The organism is Erwinia artemisiae, from assembly GCF_051400835.1.
GTDB lineage: Bacteria > Pseudomonadota > Gammaproteobacteria > Enterobacterales > Enterobacteriaceae > Erwinia > Erwinia aeris.
The window spans coordinates 468,948-491,020 of the sequence record NZ_JBLFFM010000002.1; the positions used below are offsets into that span (position 1 = coordinate 468,948).

The following is a 22,073-nucleotide window of genomic DNA, read 5'->3' on the forward strand; positions in this document are numbered from 1 at the left end:
AAACTTGCACAACTCTTTTTGCTTTTTTGTCGCTATTTGTCTCAGATGATTCTTAGTTAATTCAGAACAACCGCGCTATGACTGCTATTTCATCTTTTTTTGGCCTGGCACACCCTTTGCAATAACAACGTATCTGAATAATGCCAGGAGCAAAAAAATGTTAACTGCCACGCCAATTGAAATGTCTTTTACCCCTGAAGCCCCGGTCGCCGTTTTATGGCAGGAAATTCTTTGCCAGCAAAATCGCAAGCTGCATAATTTTATTCGCAAGCGTGTTTCAAATCGGGAAGACGTGGAGGACATTGCGCAAATGACCTGTGTGGAAGTGCTGCGCAACAGCCATAAATTTTTAGGCGCGTCGCGGCCGGAAACCTGGCTTTTTGGCATCGCCGCCAATCTCATCCGCAACTACTACAAAACGCATCAGAACCGTTTCCTCTTTGACAGCATCAACGAAGACAACGTGCTGGAGCTGATTCAGGAATGCGATCCCAGCGATATTATCGCTAACGATCAGCTACTCAGCGTAATGGCCGCGTCGATCGATCGCCTGCCGGAAGAGACGCGGCGGATGCTGACGATCCTGGTGGAGCGCAACGGGAGCTACCAGGACGTGGCGACCTCGCTGAATATCCCTTTAGGCACGGTAAAATCGCGCCTGTCGCGCGTGCGTGAATCGCTGAAAAGCACGATAAGCTGAGGAACAGGATTTTTGCAGGCTGATGCGCGTAATAATTAATTATTTGCGATCCGTCACCATTTTCAGAGTCAGGTTAATGGCCTCCTGACAAAATATTTGCTGTACTGAGTCAGTTAAAAAATTTTTCTGAGCTGCACGATAAGCTGTAATAATTTATGCTTATTATCCCTTTTTCATTAAACAGAGAGAGAAATGCTTTCGTCTGAGATATTTAGCCTTAACGTCAGTAAAGAGCCTTATAATGGCCGCGCCATTCTGCCCGACTTCGCGCTTGACCGCGTTAACGACGCCATCTATTTGGTGCGTCAGGATGCCCAACTGGCTTATATCAATAATAAAGCCTGCGAAATGCTCGGTTATAATTACCAGGCGCTTATTCGATTAAGCTATTCCGATATTGAAGGCGAACTGCAGGATCCCGACGTCGCCGCGCTGTGGTGGAAACTGAGCCTGCGGCCGGAGGGGATCCGCTTTACCTCGCAGCACCGTATGCATAACGGCGAAATCATCCCGGTCGAGGTTAACTCCAGCGCCTGGGAGCACGAGGGCGAAATGCTGGTGCTGTGCGTGGTGCGCGACGTGCGCGAGCTGAAGCAGCGCACGGAGCGCTATTTGCAGCAGGAGCAGCAGTTTCGCTCGCTGGTGGAAAACTCGCCGGATCTGATAGCCCGCTTCGATACCGATCTGCGCTGCCTCTATGCTAATCCGCGCGTGCTTGATTTAATCGGCTGTAGCGAAGAGAAAGCGCGCGGCTGGCGGCTTACCGACAGCATTCCGTTTGATGAGCCTGGTATGCAGCTGTTTCGCCTGGTTTCCAATACGCTGGCAAGCGGCGAAAAGAGCGAATCGGAACTGGAGGCGCGCTTTGGCGAACGCGCGATGGTGCTGCACGTGCGCTGCGTACCGGAATACGATTTGAAAGGCGAAGTGGTGACAATCCTGGCCGTGGGCCGCGATATCACGCGCCTGCGGGAGGTGGAAAACGAAGTACGCGCCGCGCATCATCAGCTGCGCCTTCTTGCCAGTAATCAGCAGGAGCGCACCGAGCAGGAGCGCAAGCATATCGCGCGGGAGATCCATGACGAGCTGGGCCAGCATTTAACCAGCCTGCGCGCCGGGCTGTCGGTTATCGGCATGCAAAGCAAAAATCCCGCTCGCGTTTCCAGCCAGGTGGATTACCTGATGACGCTGATCGACAGCACCATCCAGGTGGTGCGCGACGTCTCCACGCGGCTGCGCCCCAATATGCTGAACATGGGGCTGATGCCCGCGCTGGAGTGGCTGCGCGACGAGTTTGTCAAAAACGGCGGCTGTAGCTGTATGCTGATCGTCCCGGAAGGCAAGCCGGTAGCGCTCTCCGACCAGGTGGTGACCACGGTGTTCCGCATCGTGCAGGAGTCGCTTACCAATATTTCCCGTCACGCCCGCGCCAGTAAGGTATCTATTATCGTCCAGACCACCCGCGACGCGCTGGTGATCCAGGTACGTGATAACGGCCGCGGTTTCCAGATGCACTCCGTGCGTCACGACGCCTTCGGGCTTTTAGGGATTAAAGAGCGTGTGGATATGCTGAATGGTCAGGTGACCATCACCAGCCGTCCCGGCGAAGGCACGCAGCTGGAACTGACCCTTCCTTTAAAAAACCAGGCCTATTTTCCGTCAGCAACCAGGGATGCAGGATGAATGATGTCATAAGATTAGTGATCGCCGACGATCACGCCCTGATGCGTGAAGGGCTGAAACAGATATTTGCGCTCGACGACCATATCACCGTCGTGGGCGAGGCTGGCGACGGCGGTCAGGTACTGGAAAGGCTGCGTCTTGGCGGCCTCGATCTGCTGCTGCTGGATATCTCTATGCCCGGCATCAGCGGCGAAGATTTAATTAACCGTATCCGCTCGCAGTATGAAGATCTGCCTATTCTTGTGCTGAGCATGTTTAACGAACCGCAGATCGCCCGTCGCGTGCTGAACTGCGGCGCGGGAGGCTACATCACCAAGGACAAGAATCCGGATGCGCTGCTGGCGGCGATCCGCAGCGTGGCGCGCGGATCGCGCTATATCGACCATGATCTGGCGCAGGAAATCGTCTTTGCCGAATACCAGAACGGCAACCGCGCGCTGCACGAAACGCTGACGACCCGCGAACGCCAGATCCTGCTGATGCTGGCGCACGGCGAAACCATCAACGCCATTGCCGAAGCCCTGGCAATCAGTAATAAAACCGTCAGCACCTATAAGTCGCGCATGATGGAGAAAATGCAGTTCAGCAGCAACGCCGATATCGTCAGATACGCGATCAGCCACCGCCTGGTGCAGTAGCTTCAGGCGTTTTGACCTCCGTTTCTTCCACGGGCGGCGTCTCTGCCGCCTGTGGTTTCTCCGGCTGCCAGGCGCGGTGGTGGCGCTTGCTGACCAGGAAAATCGGCGTGGCGATAAACAGCAGCAGGCTGCCCGCCATGCCGCAAACCAGCAGGCTGATGCCGCCCGGCCAGCCCGCGCCGGAGGTTAATCCGGCCACGACCAATGCCAGGATAAAGAAGAAGGAAAGCGTCAGGCTGACCGGCCAGATATTGGTAATATCCATATCGCTGAGCGCCATTTTCACCGGTTTTACCGCGCGCTTCTCGGCCTCTTTCTCTGCCCGGATCCTGCCTTTTACCGCTTCCAGATCGATACCCGGCGCAATAAAATCGCCCAGCTGCTGCGGATGATGCAGCTCGTCAAAGACGCGCGCGACGGGCGGGAAAGTCAGCGGCCAGCTGGCGCTGTGCACGCCGTAGGCGGTCAGCGCGGGCAAGGTAATGCGCGGCAGCTGCACGGGTTGCAGATAGCGGTTGTTGTAAACCACCCAGCTCTGGCGCGTTTCACCCCGCATAACGTGATAAAGCCGAAAGCGATCCGCCGGCGGGTAATGCAGATGACTGACGCGCGCGCGTATCGAATGAATATGATGGTAGCGACAGTAGTTGACCCGACCCTGTCCCTGCGCAGCCAGCAGCACGCCCAGCGCAGGTAAAAAATACCAGGAGGTACCATCCGCCGCGAACGGGCCATTAAGATGCTCAAGAAACCTTGCTTCGCTGCTGCCGTTCAGATGTTCAGGCCACCAGCGCCAGCTGCGGCCAATTACGCGTTCGGTCGGCACGTTAAATACACCCATCGGCTCCGTTTCCGCAGGCAGAATGGCGAAAGGAAAAATCTTGCTGAAAAAGGTCAGCGCGTCATCCGCCCCATCCCATTCACCGCCTGCTTCCAGGCCATGCAGATTCGAGGTCAGCTCCGCCCAGCCGTTTTTACCCAGCAAATCGACCTGATATTTGGTATCCGCCAGCCTTTTACCCAGCCGCAGAATCGACGACGGAATGCCGTCCAGCGGCAGATCGGGCACCTGGAAAGCGATGTCTGTTTGTTCTTCCATACTGCAATAATCCCCAAAGGCGAGCGCCCGCCCATTCGGTCAGATAATAAAAAGAAGCCGCAAGGCTGAATATAAAAAGCTGCGCCAGCGGCCGACGGCAGCCACGCCAAAAAATTTGGCTTAAGTTAAAAAGTTGCGATAATTCAAAAGATTATACGTACCAGCCTTGTTATCTGGCAACCAATGAAATAACCCGCGACAAGAAAAAGGATGAGGTTCGCCGCGCCAGGAAAATAGTCGTTAAAAAAGAAAAGGTAAGCGTAGACGGTTAATCCACAATTAAAGTAGCAGAATAATGAAAGGGAGCGATTCGGCAGAATAACTACGCTTAAGTTAAATTGGCGGTAACAATAACTTTTGTTTTTTTGCCACGTCGGCCGATGCTTTCTGATAGCCAGACGAGCTGATGCGGCTCGCAAATCACGCCAGCCTTGTTTCATGCATTTTCATTATTTTATGCGCCGTTATCCAAAACTAAAAAGCGATACCCTTCTGCGGCCAAAAAGCGCCTGTTCGTTATTGACGGAAAAAATGAGAGGCATAAAGTTGATCCGCACCGCAGCAAAACGGCACTGGCCTGAAACATCAGAGCGGCAGCACTCAGGAGAAGCAAAACGACAAGGTGAGGCAGCATGGTAAACGCGAATCATCCCAGCTCGCGGGCCGGTCGTTTCAGCAGGAAGCAACGTAAAAGGAGAAGGCATGCAAGTCAAAATCGCAAAACTTGAATCTGACGTGGATAACATCAAAAACCATATCAGCGATATCAGAACGGACCTGCGGGAGATGCGTTACGATATCGACAAATTAAACATCAATCTGCGTCTGGAAATGAAATCCGACTTTCGGCTGATGTTTGCTGCGTTTATTACCTCGGTGCTGGGGCTGGCGGCGCTGATGGCGAAAGGGTTCTACTGGTTTTAAACCGGCATAGGGCAAACCGGCGCAGCCGTTGCGCTTACGCCAGACCTACCGCAACCCTACGTACAGCATCACACCCTTTATCGCTCTGCTTCAGGCTGGCCGCCACTCTCTTACCGCAATGCCACAGTCAGAGGGCAGAAAGGGCTGAGCGGATAAGCGGACCGTTTGGCGCATGGACGCGCCAACCGAGCCTCCAGGGAAAGATTCACGGCGTGTCCGTGTTCCGATCTGCCCTTTCTGCCTTACATCAGGCTTGCAGCGACTTTGACTCCAGCATCACTGCCTTGCGCCAGCTCCGCCGCGACATTACCCCAGCGCCATCTGTAACAGCAGGCAGCCTGCCAGCCCACATACCGCAATAATCGTTTCCAGCACTGACCAGGAGCGCAGCGTCTCCCCGATACTCAGGTTAAAGTACTCTTTAAACAGCCAGAAACCAGGATCGTTAACGTGCGAGAAAATCACGCTGCCGGATCCCACCGCAATCACCATCAGCTCCGGGCTGACGCCCGTGGTGACAATAATCGGCGCCACAATCCCGCCTGCGGTGATCGCCGCAACCGTGGCCGACCCCAGCGCCAGACGCAGCGCGGCGGCAATAGACCATGCCATCAAAATAGGCGATACCGAACTGCCCTCCATCAGGCTGGCGATATATTTATCCACGCCGCTGTCGACCAGAACCTGCTTAAAGGCACCGCCGCCGCCGATAATCAGCAGCATCATGGCGATGATTTTAATGGAATCGCCCAGCGTGTCCGTAATTTGCTCCATGGTGCGGCCACGATTCAGCCCAAACGTAAAGATGGCAATCAGCACCGCAATCAGGGTGGCCATAATCGGATCGCCGAAAAACTCCGCGTACGGCAGCAATATATGCCCTTTTGGCAGCACCATCTCCGCCACCGCGCGCACCGCCATCAGCACTACCGGCACCAGCGCCGTCCAGACGCTGACTGCAAACGTCGGCATCTCCGCTTCGCTAAAGCTCTTCGGGTTATACAACCCCTGCGGCACCGGCTTATCAATTCCTTTTAAAAAGCGTGCAAATACCGGCCCGGCCAGGATTACCGTCGGGATTCCCAGCAGCGTGCCGTACAGCAGCGTTTTGCCCATATCGGCATGAAACAGCGTTGCTATAGCCGTGGGGCCTGGGTGCGGCGGCAGAAACCCGTGCGTCACCGAAAGCGAGGCCGCCATCGGCACGCCAACAAACAGCAACGGCACGCGGGCCGCCGCCGCGATCGACAATACCAGCGGCAGCAGCAGCACAAAGCCAACTTCGTAAAACAGCGCGAAGCCGACGGTAAAGCCAGTCAGCACCACCGCCCACTGAATGTGATCCTTGCCAAACTTATTGATAAGCGTAGTGGCGATGCGCTGCGCGCCGCCGCAGTCCGCCAGCAGCTTCCCCAGCATTGCGCCAAATCCCATAATCAGCGCCAGACTGCCCAGCGTACCGCCAACGCCGGCTTTTATTGAGGTAATAACTTTATTGACGGGCATTCCCTGCATAACGCCCACCGCCAGCGCCACGAGGATCAGGGCGATAAAACCGTTCAGCTTGAAACGAACCATCAGCAACAGCAGCAGCGCTACGCCGATGACGACAAAGAGTATTGGCATGATGTTTCTCCGGCAGCCTGTGGGCCGCTTCTGTTTTTCTGCCAGATGCGGCAGGCATAAGTAGGGAACAACAGACAGGTAGTGACCTGCTGCTGGCATGTTAACGGTAACATGGCGCAACTAAAATGGGCTGCCGCAGAGGAATTTACAATTTGAGATGAAGATCAAACTTTTGTTACTACCGTTTTTTACGTAATGATAACAACTGTGAGAAGAACCCAGCCTGACCGCAAGGCCAACCCTGTTTTAAACAGCGGTCTGCCTTTTAATCAACAAGCCAATACCGGCAGCGCCAAAAAGAGCGCAAAAGCTGCCTCAATCAGACGCCGCACCCAGGTAAGTTTGGGCGGCTATAGCGGTTTGGAAAAGCGGCGTATAGCTGCCGAATACCGCCCGGCACGGAAAGCCACTCATAACGTCAGCAGCTAAAGCCAGTGAGGGCCGCCTGCCCTGCCGTATCGCCACGCTCATCATGGCCAGATTGTCTGGGCCGACGCTAAGGAAGCCAGATACATCGGTAATAATGTTAACACTATGGCCGTCATCCTCCTGTCCCTGTGGCAAATCCATACACATACTTTTTAGTCCGCCGACTTGACCTGCAACAAGCAAATTTGACTTAAAGCCAAAGATAATGTAACAAAATAATTCTGTATGCATCGAAATGCGTTTTTCTGGTTTAACATTTACATTGCTTTGCGTAACGATGATTGCTTTCGGGAACTATCAGCCCGGTGGTAACAATCATTCACGCAATTTTTAAACCTCAGAAATCCTAATGGCAACATAAAGATAACATTAGCTTCTGTAGGGGCGTTAATCGGCAGTTTAATTTCCAATTTGTGCGCTTATTCGCAGGATTGATATTCTGTTAAGTTTCTGTGCTACGCGCTATTATAAAAAAAAGATAAGTTTCTTTTTTTATTGGCTCACCCGTCCACAGGCGTCAAAACGCAATGAAAACGTTTTCACGCGCTGAAAAGCACATTATTTTTACACAAATGTAGCAAGAGGTAATTATAGTTTAACAATAGGAGTCAATAATTTAACGCAGCGGTGAAACAATTCATCGCAAAGATCCATGCTGTTATATCTGAGATTCCTATTACTGTTGCTACTCCTTCTCCCGATTTGGTCTCAGGATCAAACTTCGTTGAAATAACCGCATAAACAGGGACTGCACTGCAGCTCTATTGTTAACGTGCGGTAAATAAAAAAGAAAGGCAGTTTATGTTAGATCGAGGTCAGCAATGTTTGGATTAGATGCGTTCCACCTGGCGAGGATACAGTTCGCGTTTACCGTTTCCTTCCATATTATCTTCCCGGCTATCACCATCGGGCTCGCCAGCTTCCTGGCGGTGCTGGAAGGTCTGTGGCTGAAAACGAAAAACGAAGATTATCGCGACCTGTACCACTTCTGGTCGAAAATCTTCGCCGTCAACTTTGGTATGGGCGTGGTGTCCGGCCTGGTGATGGCGTATCAGTTCGGCACCAACTGGAGCGGCTTCTCGCAGTTTGCGGGCAGCATCACCGGTCCGCTGCTGACCTACGAAGTGCTTACCGCATTCTTCCTGGAAGCCGGCTTCCTGGGCGTGATGCTGTTTGGCTGGAACCGCGTGGGGCCGGGCCTGCACTTCTTCGCGACCTGCATGGTAGCGCTGGGCACCATCATCTCTACTTTCTGGATCCTCGCCTCTAACAGCTGGATGCAGACGCCGCAGGGCTATGCCATTCAGGATGGGCTGGTGGTGCCGGTAGACTGGTTTAAGATTGTCTTTAACCCGTCCTTCCCGTTCCGCCTGCTGCATATGTCCACCGCGGCTTTCCTGGCGAGCGCCTTCTTTGTTGGCTCTTCCGCTGCCTGGCATTTGCTGCGCAAAAACGACACGCCGGCAATTCGCAAAATGCTCTCTATGGCATTGTGGATGGCGCTGATCGTATCGCCAATCCAGGCGGTGCTGGGCGATGCCCACGGTTTGAATACGCTTGAGCATCAGCCGGCGAAAATCGCGGCGATTGAAGGCCACTGGGAAAACCCGCCGGGCGAACCTACCCCGCTGATCCTGTTCGGTATCCCGGATATGGAGCAGGAAAAAACCAAATACGCGCTGGAAATTCCTTACCTGGGCAGCCTGATCCTGACGCACAGCCTGGACAAGCAGGTGCCGGCGCTGAAGACCTTCCCGAAAGAGGATCGTCCTGACTCGCTGATCGTGTTCTGGTCATTCCGCGTGATGGCCGGCCTGGGCATGCTGATGATTACCCTGGGCGTGGTCAGCCTGTGGCTGCGTTATCGCAAACGCCTGTACACCTCGCGTCCTTTCCTGTGGTTCGCGCTGCTGATGGGCCCTTCCGGTCTGATCGCGCTGCTGGCGGGTTGGTTCACCACCGAGATTGGTCGTCAGCCGTGGGTGGTTTATGGCCTGCTGCGTACCAAAGACGCGGTATCGGCGCACGGCGAGATGCATATGAGCATCAGCCTGCTCGCCTTTATCCTGGTCTATATGTCGGTGTTCGGCGTGGGCTATATCTACCTGTTTAACCTGATCAAAAAAGGACCGAAACAGGGCGAAGGCCACGATGAACCTGAAGGCGGCCCTGGCACACGTCATACTCAGGCGCGTCCTCTGTCTGCCGTGAAAGAAAAGTTAAACGCGCCGGAAAAGGATAAATAACGTGGGCATTGATACTTCTATTATCTGGTTCACCATCATCGTCTTCTCGACGCTGATGTACATCGTGATGGACGGATTCGATCTGGGTATCGGTATTCTGTTTCCGTTCAATAAAGATGCCGCCGAGCGCGACATGATGGTCAATACCGTCGCGCCAGTGTGGGACGGCAACGAAACCTGGCTGGTACTGGGCGGCGCGGCGCTGTATGGCGCCTTCCCGCTGGCCTATGCGGTGATCCTGGATGCGCTTTCCGTGCCGCTGACCCTGATGCTGATTGGTCTGATCTTCCGCGGCGTGGCGTTTGAGTTCCGCTTTAAGGCAACCGAAGTGCACCGTCCGTTCTGGGACAAGTCCTTTATCGTGGGCTCGTTCCTGGCGACCTTCAGCCAGGGCGTGGTGCTGGGCACCTTTATCAACGGTTTTGAAGTAACTAACCGTGCCTACAGCGGCCCTGAGCTGCTGTGGCTGACGCCATTCTCGCTGTTCTGTGGTCTGGGTCTGGTCGTGGCGTACGCGCTGCTGGGCAGCACCTGGCTGATTATGAAAACCGAGAACGAGCTGCATCGCAAAATGACCGCGATCACTAAGCCCCTGCTGCTGGTGCTGCTGGCGATTATCGCTATCGTCAGCGTCTGGACGCCGCTGGAGCACGCCGACATTATGCATCGTTGGTTTACGCTGCCTAACCTGTTCTGGTTCCTGCCGGTACCGGTACTGGTGCTGCTGGCTTCCATCGCGCTGTTGCGCGCGCTGAAGCGTCATGCGCACTACTCGCCGTTCCTGCTGACGCTGGCGCTGGTTTTCCTGGGCTTTACCGGTCTGGGCATCAGCGTGTGGCCAAACATTATTCCGCCACACATCACCATCTGGATGGCGGCGTCGCCACCGCAGAGCCAGGGCTTTATGCTGGTTGGCGGGCTGCTGATTATCCCGGTTATTCTGTTCTACACCTTCTGGAGCTACTACGTGTTCCGCGGGAAGATCAAACCGGACGAGCATTACCATTAATTACGGCTTATCGGAGGATAGTATGGTTGAAACTCAGCAGGCGCCTAAGCTTCCGGTGTGGAAACGCATCCTGTGGCTGGCCGTCATTTATGCAGGCAGCGTGCTGGCGCTTGGCGTTGTCGCGACACTGTTTCGCTTTATGATGACCGCAGCTGGCATGAAGTCTCACTGATACTCTGATTGCCGGTTGTTTGAAAGCCCACGTCCGCGTGGGCTTTTTTTATGCCTGGCGTACTTAAAGCGCGTAAGGCCAGGAACTATCCGAGCCTTTTACCGCTTTTTCTTTACATCATTCATAAATTTACACATAACCGCAGCGGCAAGCCTTCACTGATGGTCTATGCTTTAATTTCTCATGAGGAAATCATGTCATCAAGAAGGAGGCACTATGAGTCTACTAGATAAAGCTAACGATAAAGCCGAAGAAGCGCTGGGCAAAGGCCAGGAGCAGTTTGGTAAGGCCGCCGAGTCTCCGGAGCATGAGTTCAAAGGCAAGGTTCGTCAGGGCGCAGCCAAAGCTTCTTATGCCGTTGACGATGCGCTGGACTGCGTGAAGACCAAAACGCAGGATTCCCCTTTCGTTTCGCTGGCGATTGCCGCGGGCGTGGGCTTCCTTGCCGCGAAGATTTTCGGTCGCCGCTAGTCGCGTAACGTTACTGCATCAGGGCCGGTTATCCGGCCCTTTTTTTTGCCCGTCATTCGTCGTTTCGTCCGTTTTTCCCCCGCCCTCGCCCGCACAGGCCCTGCAAACCGTGATCCATGCCGCTTTTTTGGCAAAACCCGGACTTATTCAGCACTATTTATAACAATAAAATTCCGAATTAGTGCTTTCATTCTGCCGCACAGGCCATCGCTCCCGCCTTTAGTCAGCCGTTTCCTCCTTACAGTACGCATTGTGCCGGAGATAATGCTGATAAAAGCATGATGGCCGCGACCGCGTTTCCGCTTGTGGAAGCGCAGCGCTATCACTAAAACAGGGTTTCCCAATATGAAAAGCGAATCCACCTTGAAAAGAACAGTGGCGTTCTGTGGTGTTGGATTACTGCTGGCCTCCGGCCAGGCGTTGGCGGACTACGCGCCGCTCAGCATCGACTCGCCTTACGCCTTTGGCGACTGGGGCGGCAACCGTAGCCAGCTTGAGCAGGACGGCGTGCAGTTTCAGGTGAACTACACCATGGAATCCGCCAGCAATTTCTCCGGCGGCTATAACCAGTCCACGTCGGCACGCTATACCGATCAGTGGGGCTTCGGCACCACGCTGGACCTGGAAAAACTGCTGAACTGGACCGATACCCAATTTCAGGCAACCATCACCAGCCGTAACGGCCAGAACCTGACGGATTATATCAACGATCCGCGCTCCGGCGGCCTGTCATCGGTGCAGGAAGTCTGGGGACGTGGACAAACCTGGCGTCTGACGCAGTTCTGGATCAACAAAGGCTTCTTTGACCACACGGTGGAAGTGAAAGCGGGTCGCGTAACCGTGGGTGAAGACTTCGACAGCTGGCCAAGCAAGTTCCAGAACCTGGCGTTCGGCGGCGGTCAGGCGGGCAACTGGCGTGGCGATCGCTGGTATAACTGGCCGGTTTCCCAGTGGGGCGGCCGCGTGAAGTTCAACTTTACGCCGGAAGTCTTCCTGCAGGTCGGCTTCTATAACCAGACGCCTTCCAACTACGACACCGGCAACGGCTTCCGCCTTGACGGCAGCCCTACCGAAGGCAATCTGGTACCGATCGAGCTGGGCTGGCAGCCGACGCTGGGCGCGGATAAGCTGCAGGGCAACTACCGCGCGGGCTTCTACTACTCTTCGGTAAAAGGCGACAACTACAGCTCTTACAGCAACGGTCAATACGGCGAGGATAACCACTCTTACGGCGGCTACCTGCTGTTACAACAGCAGCTGTTCGCGATGGGCGGCGATAACAAGCGCGGCCTGAGCATTGTGGCCCAGGGCGTAATGAACGATCACAAGACCTCGAAAACCGACAATTACCAGTCGCTGGCGCTGGTCTGGACCGGGCCGTTTGACTCCCGTACGGAAGATGAAATCGGTATCGGCGCGGCGCGTATTCACGTCAATGACGACTACAGCAAAATGCTGCGTCAGACCAACCGGGAAAACGGCGTGAACGATTACGATAATCCAACTTATCTGCCGATCCAGAGCGGTTCGGAATATAACTACGAGATTTATTACAACGCGCACGTCACTAACTGGATGAACCTGCGTCCTAACCTGCAATACGTTGCATCGCCGGGTGCAGTCAGTGAAGTGAAAGATGCCTTTGTTGGCGGCATTACCGCTACCATCAACTTCTGATGGTGTTCAGGCGGGCTTTACGGCCCGCTTTTTTTCCCCGCAATGCCTCTTCCCTTACGTTATCAATCCACACAAACGCCGTCGTTTACTGCTGCGCATAGCTGAGGGTGACGGGCGCATCAGGCAATTTAGTAAAGCGGGTAATAATCTGGTGGAAATCGGCGGTGGGATCCAGCTTGCTGAACGCCTGTGGATAAAGATCGCGCGCCAGAATTTCCATCCCGATAATGTTATACGGGTGATTGTAGAAATGATGGTAAATCCCGTACACCCTGCCCTGCTGCACCGGCGTAATCTGCTGAAGTCCGCTGCGGTTGACCAGCGTGGTAAAGGTCGTTTTTACCTCCTGCGGCAACACGTTATAGCCAAACGGCAGCACGTTTTTATTCGGCCGTTTCGAGCCTGTCATAATATAAACGTCTGGTTTCATGGCGATAATTTTCTCCAGCGCGACAAAGCCTGAAGCCCCGGGCAGCAGCGCCGAGCCGATGTTTTTACCGCCAACGGCTTCTACCAGACCGCCCCAGCCGTTATGGCCGTGCGTAAAGCAGCAGCTGTCCGAGTTGCCCGCTATCGGTTCAATAAAGACCGTAGGTTTTTTAGCGATCTGCCCAATGGTTTGCTGCATGGCATCAAAACGCTGGTGATAAAAATCCGTATAAGCCTTCGCGCGCGGCTCCTGGTTCAGCACCTTGCCCAGCAGCGTGATGCTGTTGGCAGTGTTCTGCGCCGGGTGCAGTTCATAATCGATAAACATGACCGGGATATGCAGGCGCTGCAGCGTATCCAACACGCCAGTTTGCTTTAATGCCGCTTTGGCGCGCAGCTGAGCGATCATCAGATCCGGCTGCTGCGCCACCACGCTTTCCAGATTCACCTGTCCCTGGTCATTAAAGCCCATATCAATGATCTTAGCTGCTTCCGGCCAGGTTTTACTGAGCAGTGCCCAGGTCTGCGGATCCTGCTTTTTCGGCAAATTATTCCAGGCTACGACGCGATGAAAAGGGTTCTCCCGATCAAGCAAGGCCAGCGCCATGATGTCACGACCGTCCTGCAGGATGACATGCTGCGGTTCTTTGGCCAGGGTGATTTTTTGATTATCCATATCGGTAATCTGTAGCGGATAGGTAGTCGCGGCGGCGCCCGCAGACACAGCCAGGGAAGCCAGTAACAGCCAGCGGCGGATCATTGCATCTCTCCTTTAAAAATAAGCGAGGCTGACTATACCGATAATCATTCTGCATTGCTTCTCTTTCGGCGGCGCTCCTGTTGGGCAGGCTCTGCGCCCTGTCGCCAACCTATAAAAAAAGGGCAGCCCGAAGGCCACCCTTGTTATTCGTCAGAAGCCAGCGGCTTCGGACTTATTTTTTCGCATCGTCCGGCAGCGCATAGGCAACGATATAGTCGCCCAGCTTGGTGCCGAAGGAGCCGTGACCACCTGCCGCGATCAGCACGTACTGCTTGCCGTTCACTTCATAGGTCATTGGGGTTGCCTGGCCGCCAGCTGGCAGACGCGCTTCCCACAGTTTTTCGCCGTTGGTGACGTTGAACGCACGCAGATAGTTATCCGCCGTTGCGCCGATAAACATCACGTTACCCGCCGTAGAGATTGGGCCGCCCAGCATAGGCATACCCATTTTGAACGGCAGCGGCACCGGCGAGCTGTCACGAACGGTACCGATGCGTTTTTTCCACACGATATCGTTGGTTTTCAGGTCAACCGCAGAGATGTAGCCCCATGCTGGCTGCTTACAAGGGAAGCCCAGCGGAGACAGGAACGGGTTCAGGGTCACGCCGTACGGCACGCCGTACTGCGGCTGAACGCCAGTCTCGCTGCCGCTACCGCCTTTGTCGTTCTCATCCGGCCACATTGGGTTATTTGGACCACGTGGGATCAGACGGGAAACGAACGGCAGCGCCATTGGGTTGGTAATGGCAATCTGACGATCGGTATTAACTGAAATACCGCCCCACTCGAACATGCCCAGGTTACCCGGGAATACCAGGGTGCCCTGCTCTGACGGTGGCGTGAACGGGCCTTCATAACGCAGGCTGTGGAACATCACGCGGCAGATCAGCTGATCGTAAATCGTCGCGCCCCACATGTCCGCGCCGGACAGCTTGTCTTTTGGACGGTAGGTCAGCTCAGAGAAGTGCTGAGTAGGAGACAGACGGTCGCCTTTTGCCGGGCCCTGAGGCACTGGCGTTTCTGGCGCAGGAACGACTTCTTTACCGCTACGACGATCCAGAACGAAGATATCGCCGGTTTTGGTTGGTACATAGATAACCGGAACGGTGCTGCCGTCTTTAACGGTAATGTCCGCCAGCGTCGGCTGGGCCGGCACATCCATATCCCACAGATCGTGGTGAACGGTCTGGTAGAACCAGGCCACTTTACCGGTGGTCGCATTCAGCGCCAGCATACCCGTCGCGTAACGCTCCATTTCTGGCGTGCGGTTACCGCCCCAGATATCCGGCGTAGCTACGCCAATTGGCAGGTAAACCAGATCCAGTTTGGCATCGTAAGCAGCAGGCGCCCACGAGTTAGGTGAGTTAGCCACATAGTGCTGCTCGCCTTCCGGCACCACGTTCGGATCTTTCGCGCCCGGATCGAATGCCCACAGCAGTTTACCCGTGTTGACATCGAAACCACGCACCACGCCAGAAGGCTCTTTGGTGGAGTAGTTATCGGTTACCGCACCGGCCACAACGATAGTGGTATCGGTAACGATTGGCGGAGAAGTCGGTTCGTAAGCACCAGCGCGCGCGTTAGGCATGTTCTGCTGCAGGTTCAGCTTGCCGTTTTCACCGAATTCCGGGCACAGCGCGCCGGTTTCCGCATCCAGTGCGTACAGGTGACCATCGTTCACCGGCAGGATAATGCGACGTGCGCACAGCGCAGGCTTGCCGCCAGCCGGCACATCGGCCGCCGCCGGGGTTTCATGATAGGAAACGCCACGGCAGGTTACGTGCTGGAAGGAAGGATCGGTTTTCAGCTGCGGATCGAATTTCCACTTCTCTTTACCGGTAGCCGCATCCAGCGCAAACAGGATCTGGTGAGGCGTACACAGGTACAGGGAATCACCGATTTTAATCGGGGTGACTTCGTCAGTCATTTCGCCCGGATCGGTTGGGCGCTTCATATCGCCGGTACGGAAGGTCCACGCTTCTTTCAGCTGGCCAACGTTTTTATCGTTGATCTGCGTCAGCGGCGAATAGCGAGTGCCGGCCTGGGTACGACCGTAAGCAGGCCAGTCGCCGGCAGCGATGCCGTCAGCCGATTTTTCAGCGTTCGCGGCCTGTTCCGTGCTGAGCGAGCCGTTGATTTCCTGCGGATCGTTGAACACCGCGTAAGCCAGGGCGATAACCGTAACCACCAGCACCGCGCTCAGCGCGCCGCGTGCCGCTTTGCCCTGAGACAATCCACGGTAAACGAAAGGCAGCACCAGCCACAGGCCGAGGAAGAAGGTCACGTCCAGACGCGGCGTCAGCGCCCAGAAGTCTGAGCCTACTTCCCACAACGACCAGATAAGCGTTGCCAGCAGGAATACCGCATACAGCATCAGCGCTGAAGAACGGCGACGGAACAGCAGCCAGGCAACAACCAGTTCAACCACACCCGCGATGATGTAGTAGAACGAGCCGCCGAGTTTGGCCAGCCAGATACCGCCAATCAGCAGGTATAACCCGCTGAGTGCGGCAAATACAGCCGTAAGGATCACGAGAGTCCGTGATAACGGTGCTTTACTTTGCATAGTATGGACCTTACCAAAATTTAACGTCTTCGATTAGGCAGCAGCCCAATCGTAAAAAAACACCCGGTTACATACAGCTTATCCATCCCGGTGCTTTGAACCTGCCGCCAGGCTTACGCCCGACGGCAGGCTGTTCTGGATTAGAGTTTACATAAAGGTATAAGTGAGCGTTGCGCCGACGCCGTAATTCCGTCCCGGCGCCGGTTCGTAGTAGCGTCCGTTGCCTTCGTTAACGATGACCGATCCGACGTACTCTTTGTCAAACAGGTTATCGACGCGGGCAAAGGTATCGAGCGACCACTTATCCCAGTTAAAACGATAGCCGCTATTCAGGCTGGCAACGGTATAGGATGGCGCCTTAGCGTCATTTTCATCGTCGGCCTGAATGCTGCCCATATAGCGGACTTCCGCGCCCGCGTGCCAGCCCTCTTCCGGCAGCCAGCCTAAAGAAGCGTAGCCCATATTCTTCGCCACACCCGGCAGGCGATTGCCGGAAGGCGTACAGCTGCCGACGCTATCGCAGGTTTCGTTGCGGTAGGTAGCGTCCAGCAGCGTCCAGGCCATTTTCAGCTGCCAGTTTTCGGCGAACTGTTGATCGAGCGCCAGCTCCAGGCCGCGACGCCGGGTTTTACCCGCGTTTTTATACACGGAGCGGCCGTTGCTGCTTTGCGCCACCACCAGCTCGTTATCGGTATTGGTCTGGAACAGCGCGGCGGTAAATAAACCGTAGCCGATACGGGTTTTGCTGCCCAGCTCGAAGGTGTCGCTGGTTGACGGCTTCAGGCCCAGGTTCAGCCCGGTCTGGCTGCCGCTGATGGAGCGGTAGGAAAGCTCGTTAATCGTCGGCGTTTCAAAACCGCGACCGGCAGAGAAGTAAAGATTGGAGGCGTCGGTCAGCGCATAATTCAGCGAGCCCATCGGCAACAGCTTGTGATAGCGCTTGCTGCCGCTGTCGTCACCGTTGCCGGCGGTCATATAATAGTCGGTGGAATCAAAGCTGACGGTGCTGTAGCGCAGCCCGGCATCCAGCGTCCATTTTGGGGTCAGGTTCCAGCTGGTTTGCAGATAAGGATCGAGATTCCACATCACGTTCTTTTCGTTGCGGCGCTGGCTGCCCTTTTCGCCCAACAGCGTGCTGCCGTTATCGATACGGTAATTTTCAAATCCCTGACGACGTTCGGTCAGGGTTTCATAGTCCAGGCCGCCGATCAGGCTGAACGGCACGGAACCGAGCCGATCGTCGTGCTGCCAGCGCGTATCCACGCCGGAATATTTACGCTCCAGCACGATCACGCCGCCCGGATAAGCCGGGTTTTTCTGTACGGCGACGGGGATCGACTGATACTGCGTGGTGTGACGCTCGCCGTGCCAGGCCGTCAGCGTAAGCCGATCGTTATCGCTCATTTCGCGCTGATAGCGCAGGCCCAGCTGGGTCTGGTCAAGACTCTTGCGAGTATTGTAGGCCTCACCGCGCGGCGACTGGCGAGGGTTCGCTTTCCACTCGTCGCGGGTCAGGCCGCCCGGATCGTTGGCATCCACCGAAACGCTGTTAAACATCAGCGTCAGCGTGCTGACATCATCGATACGCACGCCGAATTTGCCGTTGCCCAGGCTTTTTTGCGTGCCGCTCTGGTCGCGGAAACCGTGCGTGGTGAAACGCGACCCGGAAATCATATAGTTTACGTCGCCCGCATGCGTACCGTCGCCGGTGGCGCCGCTCGCTTTAACGCTGTTGCGCCAGCTACCGTAGCTGCCGTAATAAGTGCCTGCGGTTAAGGTGGTCGGCTGGCTGCCGGTTTCGCTGTCGATATTTACCACGCCGCCGGAAGCGTTGCCGTAAAGGGCGGAGTAAGGGCCGCGCAGCACTTCAACCTTATCAACCGAATTGATATCTATATTAGACGTCTGGCCCTGCCCGTCCGGCATGGTGGACGGGATGCCGTCAACATAGACGCGCACGCCGCGCACGCCGTACATGGAACGGCTGCCAAAGCCGCGAACGGAGAGCTGGAGATCCTGTGCGTAGTTCTGTCGATTCTGAATTTGCAGGCCGGGCACGCTGCCCAGCGTTTCTGACAGATTCACCTGTGGCGCGCTGTTGCGCAGCTGCTGACCGCTGACCACGCTGACGGCGGCTGGCGTATCCAGTTCAGAAAGCCCGCTGCGCTGTTTGATGACCATCAGCGAGCTCTCCGGCGTGGAGGCGGCATCCTTCTGCGCGGCGGCAGACTGTGCATGGCTGGTCGCAGGCTGAAGCAGGACCAGCGGCGTCAATAAAAGAGCAGATTTTCTATTCACAGGATTGGTTCGGTTGATCAATTCGTTGCCAGAATGCGTGCAGCCTGACGCCCGATAAAGCTTCTCTGCTGTCGATAAAATCGCCAGCGCAGAAAAAGTATACAAGCTGTTTTGAAACTTGCCTGCTAATCCCCTGCAAAATAAGGGTAATTGCGCTTTCCGCCCGTGCAAACGCCTGTGCGCAGGCTGAGAATAAGATGAAAGTATCAAAAACGTCCGGATTGTAGCACTCAATAACCTGTTTGCAACCGTTGTTAAAGATTTGGCTGAACTGATTCAGCAATAAGCCACAAAATGATAATAGGTTCGTTACATCCCCGCGCGGCGCGGCTTGACCCCGCTTTTTGTGCGGTTTTGCGCTTTTACAGGGCGGATCCAGAGCGAAGGCTATACTTAGGCCATTATCCGTTGTTAAGGGAATATCATGCGCTGGCTGGATCCACTAAAACTCTCCGACCTTTTCCCCACGACGGCTTTACTGATTGCGGCCCCGCTGCTGCTGTCTGCCTGTTCCTCCGGCAATAGCGGTATGGTTTGCGAAGGTAAAGTCGAAACGCTGAGCGGCCAGGTTCTGGGCAATACCGAAGGTAAAATTATCGACCGCTTTACCTCTTTTCACGTCACTATGGACAAGCTGAAGCTGGAAAGCGGCGAGCTTTACTCCAGTAACCCGCAGCAATATATTCCTTCTGCCGTGACCAGAGAGGGCTGGCTGGCGCAGCGGCTTTCCGATACCCGCTTTAGCGTGATCAACGCGCAGCAGGACAGGATGATTACCTTCAGCTGCCCTGCGCGCGCCATCTGAGTGCGCAAACCTGTTTTTATTTTAAGTGCCGAGGGACAGAAATGATCGTCAGTCAGATAGCAAACCGACAAACCTTTTTTGGCCGTGGCAGCCTGAACAAGCTGGTGCCATTGCTAAGCGAAGATCCGCAGCCGACGCTGCTGTTTTGCGCCAACTCATTTTTACAGAGCGAAGCCTGGCAAAAAATAAAAGCCGAGCTGGAGCCGCTGCTGATCGGGATTGAAGTGGTGCGCCACGAAGCATCGCCTGAAGAAATCGACGGCTGGGTGGCACGCTGGCGCGAGCGGGCCGCGCGCGTGGTGGCAATTGGCGGCGGCAGCGTGCTGGACGCCGCTAAAGCCTTTGCCGCCGTAAGTCAGCATCCGTTAAATACTCTGCGCTATCTGGAAAAGGTGGGCGATACGCCGATAAGCGGCAACACGCTGCCCGTGATTGCGGTACCAACCACGGCCGGAACCGGCAGCGAGGCGACGCAAAACGCGGTGGTAACAGATAAAGCCGACATCAAAGTGAAGGCTTCGCTGCGTCACGCCCATTTTGTGCCGCACGTTGCGATCCTCGATCCCGATCTGCTGCGCGGCGCGCCAGACCACGTGCTGGCCTGCTGCGCTATCGACGCTTTCACCCATCTTTTTGAAGCTTATCTGTCTGCCAAAGGCAATCTGTTCAGCCGTCATGCTGCCCTTAGCGGCCTGCGCGCTTTTCTCAGCGCGTGGCCTTATCTGAACGACCCTGGCGAACAGGGCGATTTAGCCCGCGAACAGATGATGATTGCTTCCTGGCAGGGCGGGCTGAGCCTGAGCATGGCCGGGCTGGGCGTAATCCACGGTATTGCAGGCGAGCTGGGCGCGATTAAAGACTATCACCACGGCGAAGTGTGCGGGCGTCTGCTGCTGCCGTTCTTACAGCTGCTGAACGACAGTGAAAATGCGCAACAGCAAAAGCTGATGGACGAGCTGGCCGTCGCGCTTTTCCCCGGTTTTACGCTGCCGCCCGCGCGTATGCTGGCCTCATGGCTACAGGATAAAGCCATCACGCCTTTCTGGCAGGATCCGCCGCCGCTCACGCAGGCCGAGGCCGACTGGATCCTGACACGCGCCAACAGCAAGAACGCGTTGATCGAGTACAGCGAGGCGCAGCTGCGCTTTATGCTGGAGCAGGCGTTCCATATCGCCTGATATTTGCCGTAATCCCGCTTTACCGCCGCGCCCGACAGAAGCGGCGAACTTTGCCTCACCTTTTGCGACAACAGGCTTTACCGCCGTGCCTGACAGAAGCGGCGAACTTTGCCTTACCTTTTACGACAACAGGCTTTACCGCCGCGCCCGACAGAAGCGGCAAACTTTGCCTTACCTTTTGCGACAACAGGCTTTACCGCCGCGCCCGACAGAAGCGGCGAAGCCTGTCAGCTTTCTGCCAGCAAAGCGTAAATTAACCGTTAAACCTCTGCTTCTTAAGAATAATGATATTGTTAAGCGCCCGCCTGCCCCCCAGATTAACGCCATCGACCAGAAAAAATCAGACCTGCAAGGAAATGAAAATGAAAAAGTCAGGCGCTATTGCCCTCTCCGCGCTTTTATTCGCCACCAGCCTGAGCGCGTTTGCCGAGGGGCCATGGCAGGACGGCCAGCCGCCGGTTAAGCATGAGCAGCAGCACAGCAATCCATCGCACGGCAATTCACAACCAGAACAGCACCGCGACCCCCGGCACAACGCGCATCCGGCAGAGCGCCGTCAGGCAGCGCATCCGGAATTCCGCAAGGGCCGCCCGCTGCCGGAAAAATATCGCGGCGAAGGCTATCAGGTAAATGACTGGCATAAACGCGGCCTGAAAGCGCCACCGGCGGGCCATCGCTGGCAGAACATTGATGGTAACTATGTGCTGATTGCCATCGCGACCGGCGCAATCGTCTCGGTGATCGCGCATCACTAACGGCAGTTAATCTGCCTTACCAGACCGATCGGGGGGCTGTCCTTTTTGAGCAGCCCTTTTTTATCCCTGTTGAGATGGTCAGGAAAACAGGGGCATTCATTTAAAAAATCAGCCTGGCCACGCCCAGCCCAACGCCCAGCACCACAAACAGCGCGGCGATTAGCCAGATGGTTTGCGTGTTGAGCGAGGAATGTAGCTCTTTTCTGACGCTTTCTATATCGACTTTCGTGGCGTAGTTCGCTTTGATAACGGCAACGTCAATCAGCAGCGTCTCGACCTTTCCTTCCAGTAGCTTCATCTTTTGCTCCATTTTTTTCTCCCTTTAGCCTAAGCCAGCCTTGATGCGATCATAGGATATGAACAAAAAAACACCAGCGTTTTTTTGCGAGGAAAATGCGGCAATCCTCTGAAATATTGATGAAAATTACTGCAACAAAGAAAAAGAATTTCATTAGTCGGAGAGCGGATAGCGGGATTTGGGCAGAGGTCTGCTTTGGTGAAAGGGGCAAAAAAGCCAACGGGTGAAGTGCGTGAAATGCGTGAAATGCGTGAAATGCGTGAAATGCGTGAAATGCGTGAAATGCGTGAAATGCGTGAAATGCGTGAAA

Annotated in this window: 19 protein-coding genes; 12 read left to right on the forward strand and 7 right to left on the reverse strand. The window is 55.2% G+C overall.

The annotated features are described in order from the left end of the window. Window positions 1-157: 157 nt before the first annotated feature. From ACMGEE_RS06860 to ACMGEE_RS06870, 3 genes are all read left to right on the forward strand, one after another. The gene (locus tag ACMGEE_RS06860) at window positions 158-700 is read left to right on the forward strand and encodes an RNA polymerase sigma factor (RefSeq protein WP_253454959.1); all 543 of its coding nucleotides are present in this window, start codon (window positions 158-160) and stop codon (window positions 698-700) included. A 192-nt stretch (window positions 701-892) separates the two neighbouring features. Continuing rightward, on the forward strand, window positions 893-2,383 hold the full coding sequence (locus ACMGEE_RS06865) for a PAS domain-containing sensor histidine kinase (protein WP_253454960.1): 1,491 nt from the start codon (window positions 893-895) through the stop codon (window positions 2,381-2,383). Then, complete coding sequence (locus ACMGEE_RS06870; protein WP_253454961.1) at window positions 2,380-3,021, forward strand: response regulator; 642 nt, start codon at window positions 2,380-2,382, stop codon at window positions 3,019-3,021. Before ACMGEE_RS06865 ends, ACMGEE_RS06870 begins: the two co-directional genes overlap by 4 nt. Here ACMGEE_RS06870 and ACMGEE_RS06875 read toward each other — a convergent pair. Next, the gene (locus ACMGEE_RS06875) at window positions 2,999-4,120 is read right to left on the reverse strand and encodes a hypothetical protein (RefSeq protein WP_436829828.1); all 1,122 of its coding nucleotides are present in this window, start codon (window positions 4,118-4,120) and stop codon (window positions 2,999-3,001) included. The two genes, ACMGEE_RS06870 and ACMGEE_RS06875, sit on opposite strands and share 23 nt — an antisense overlap. Before the next feature lie 702 nt (window positions 4,121-4,822). Between ACMGEE_RS06875 and ACMGEE_RS06880 the strand changes: the two genes are divergently transcribed. Next, the gene (locus tag ACMGEE_RS06880) at window positions 4,823-5,044 is read left to right on the forward strand and encodes a hypothetical protein (RefSeq protein ID WP_436829829.1); all 222 of its coding nucleotides are present in this window, start codon (window positions 4,823-4,825) and stop codon (window positions 5,042-5,044) included. 306 nt (window positions 5,045-5,350) lie between these two features. On the opposite strand, the gene gntT is transcribed toward ACMGEE_RS06880, so the two are convergent. Together gntT and ACMGEE_RS06890 are read right to left on the reverse strand one after the other, a co-directional pair. Further along, window positions 5,351-6,670 carry a gluconate transporter gene (gntT, locus tag ACMGEE_RS06885; RefSeq protein ID WP_253454965.1) on the reverse strand — a complete coding sequence of 440 codons (1,320 nt, stop codon included), beginning with the start codon at window positions 6,668-6,670 and terminating at the stop codon, window positions 5,351-5,353. Between the two features lie 315 nt (window positions 6,671-6,985). After that, window positions 6,986-7,330, reverse strand: a complete 345-nt coding sequence (locus tag ACMGEE_RS06890) for a hypothetical protein (RefSeq protein ID WP_301729854.1) — start codon at window positions 7,328-7,330, stop codon at window positions 6,986-6,988. 590 nt (window positions 7,331-7,920) lie between these two features. Here ACMGEE_RS06890 and ACMGEE_RS06895 point away from each other — a divergent pair. The 5 genes from ACMGEE_RS06895 (at window position 7,921) to ACMGEE_RS06915 (ending at window position 12,674) form a co-directional block, all read left to right on the forward strand. Further along, window positions 7,921-9,345 (forward strand): cytochrome ubiquinol oxidase subunit I, encoded by a 1,425-nt coding sequence (locus ACMGEE_RS06895; protein ID WP_125288515.1) that lies wholly within the window; start codon window positions 7,921-7,923, stop codon window positions 9,343-9,345. Window position 9,346: 1 nt separating this feature from the next. Beyond that, window positions 9,347-10,354, forward strand: coding sequence for a cytochrome d ubiquinol oxidase subunit II (cydB, locus tag ACMGEE_RS06900; protein WP_125288514.1), 1,008 nt, complete (start codon window positions 9,347-9,349; stop codon window positions 10,352-10,354). A gap of 22 nt (window positions 10,355-10,376) precedes the next feature. Then, window positions 10,377-10,526, forward strand: coding sequence for a DUF2474 domain-containing protein (locus ACMGEE_RS06905; RefSeq protein ID WP_125288513.1), 150 nt, complete (start codon window positions 10,377-10,379; stop codon window positions 10,524-10,526). A 216-nt stretch (window positions 10,527-10,742) separates the two neighbouring features. Further along, window positions 10,743-10,997 (forward strand): CsbD family protein, encoded by a 255-nt coding sequence (locus tag ACMGEE_RS06910; protein ID WP_125288512.1) that lies wholly within the window; start codon window positions 10,743-10,745, stop codon window positions 10,995-10,997. Between the two features lie 345 nt (window positions 10,998-11,342). Continuing rightward, a complete protein-coding gene (locus tag ACMGEE_RS06915; protein WP_436829830.1) occupies window positions 11,343-12,674 on the forward strand; it encodes a carbohydrate porin in 1,332 nt (443 codons plus the stop codon). Window positions 12,675-12,759: 85 nt separating this feature from the next. On the opposite strand, the gene ACMGEE_RS06920 is transcribed toward ACMGEE_RS06915, so the two are convergent. The 3 genes from ACMGEE_RS06920 to pqqU all read right to left on the reverse strand — a co-directional run bounded on the left by ACMGEE_RS06920 (window position 12,760) and on the right by pqqU (window position 18,688). After that, window positions 12,760-13,863: an ABC transporter substrate-binding protein gene (locus tag ACMGEE_RS06920; RefSeq protein ID WP_436829831.1), complete on the reverse strand. Its 1,104-nt coding sequence runs from the start codon at window positions 13,861-13,863 to the stop codon at window positions 12,760-12,762. Window positions 13,864-14,035: 172 nt separating this feature from the next. Then, complete coding sequence (locus tag ACMGEE_RS06925) at window positions 14,036-16,429, reverse strand: glucose/quinate/shikimate family membrane-bound PQQ-dependent dehydrogenase (protein ID WP_369895017.1); 2,394 nt, start codon at window positions 16,427-16,429, stop codon at window positions 14,036-14,038. A 147-nt stretch (window positions 16,430-16,576) separates the two neighbouring features. After that, window positions 16,577-18,688, reverse strand: a complete 2,112-nt coding sequence (gene pqqU / locus ACMGEE_RS06930) for a TonB-dependent receptor PqqU (protein ID WP_436829868.1) — start codon at window positions 18,686-18,688, stop codon at window positions 16,577-16,579. 463 nt (window positions 18,689-19,151) lie between these two features. Here pqqU and ACMGEE_RS06935 point away from each other — a divergent pair, with 463 nt between their 5' ends. The 3 genes from ACMGEE_RS06935 to ACMGEE_RS06945 all read left to right on the forward strand — a co-directional run bounded on the left by ACMGEE_RS06935 (window position 19,152) and on the right by ACMGEE_RS06945 (window position 21,465). Next, on the forward strand, window positions 19,152-19,532 hold the full coding sequence (locus ACMGEE_RS06935) for a hypothetical protein (RefSeq protein ID WP_253454970.1): 381 nt from the start codon (window positions 19,152-19,154) through the stop codon (window positions 19,530-19,532). Window positions 19,533-19,573: 41 nt separating this feature from the next. Continuing rightward, window positions 19,574-20,710, forward strand: coding sequence for an iron-containing alcohol dehydrogenase (locus ACMGEE_RS06940; RefSeq protein ID WP_436829832.1), 1,137 nt, complete (start codon window positions 19,574-19,576; stop codon window positions 20,708-20,710). A 362-nt stretch (window positions 20,711-21,072) separates the two neighbouring features. Continuing rightward, the gene (locus ACMGEE_RS06945) at window positions 21,073-21,465 is read left to right on the forward strand and encodes an RcnB family protein (protein WP_369895020.1); all 393 of its coding nucleotides are present in this window, start codon (window positions 21,073-21,075) and stop codon (window positions 21,463-21,465) included. Between the two features lie 100 nt (window positions 21,466-21,565). Here the strand turns inward: ACMGEE_RS06945 and ACMGEE_RS06950 are convergent, their stop codons facing one another. Beyond that, entirely contained in the window at window positions 21,566-21,763 is a 198-nt protein-coding gene (locus ACMGEE_RS06950; RefSeq protein WP_301729858.1) for a hemolysin XhlA, read from the reverse strand. Window positions 21,764-22,073: the final 310 nt, after the last annotated feature.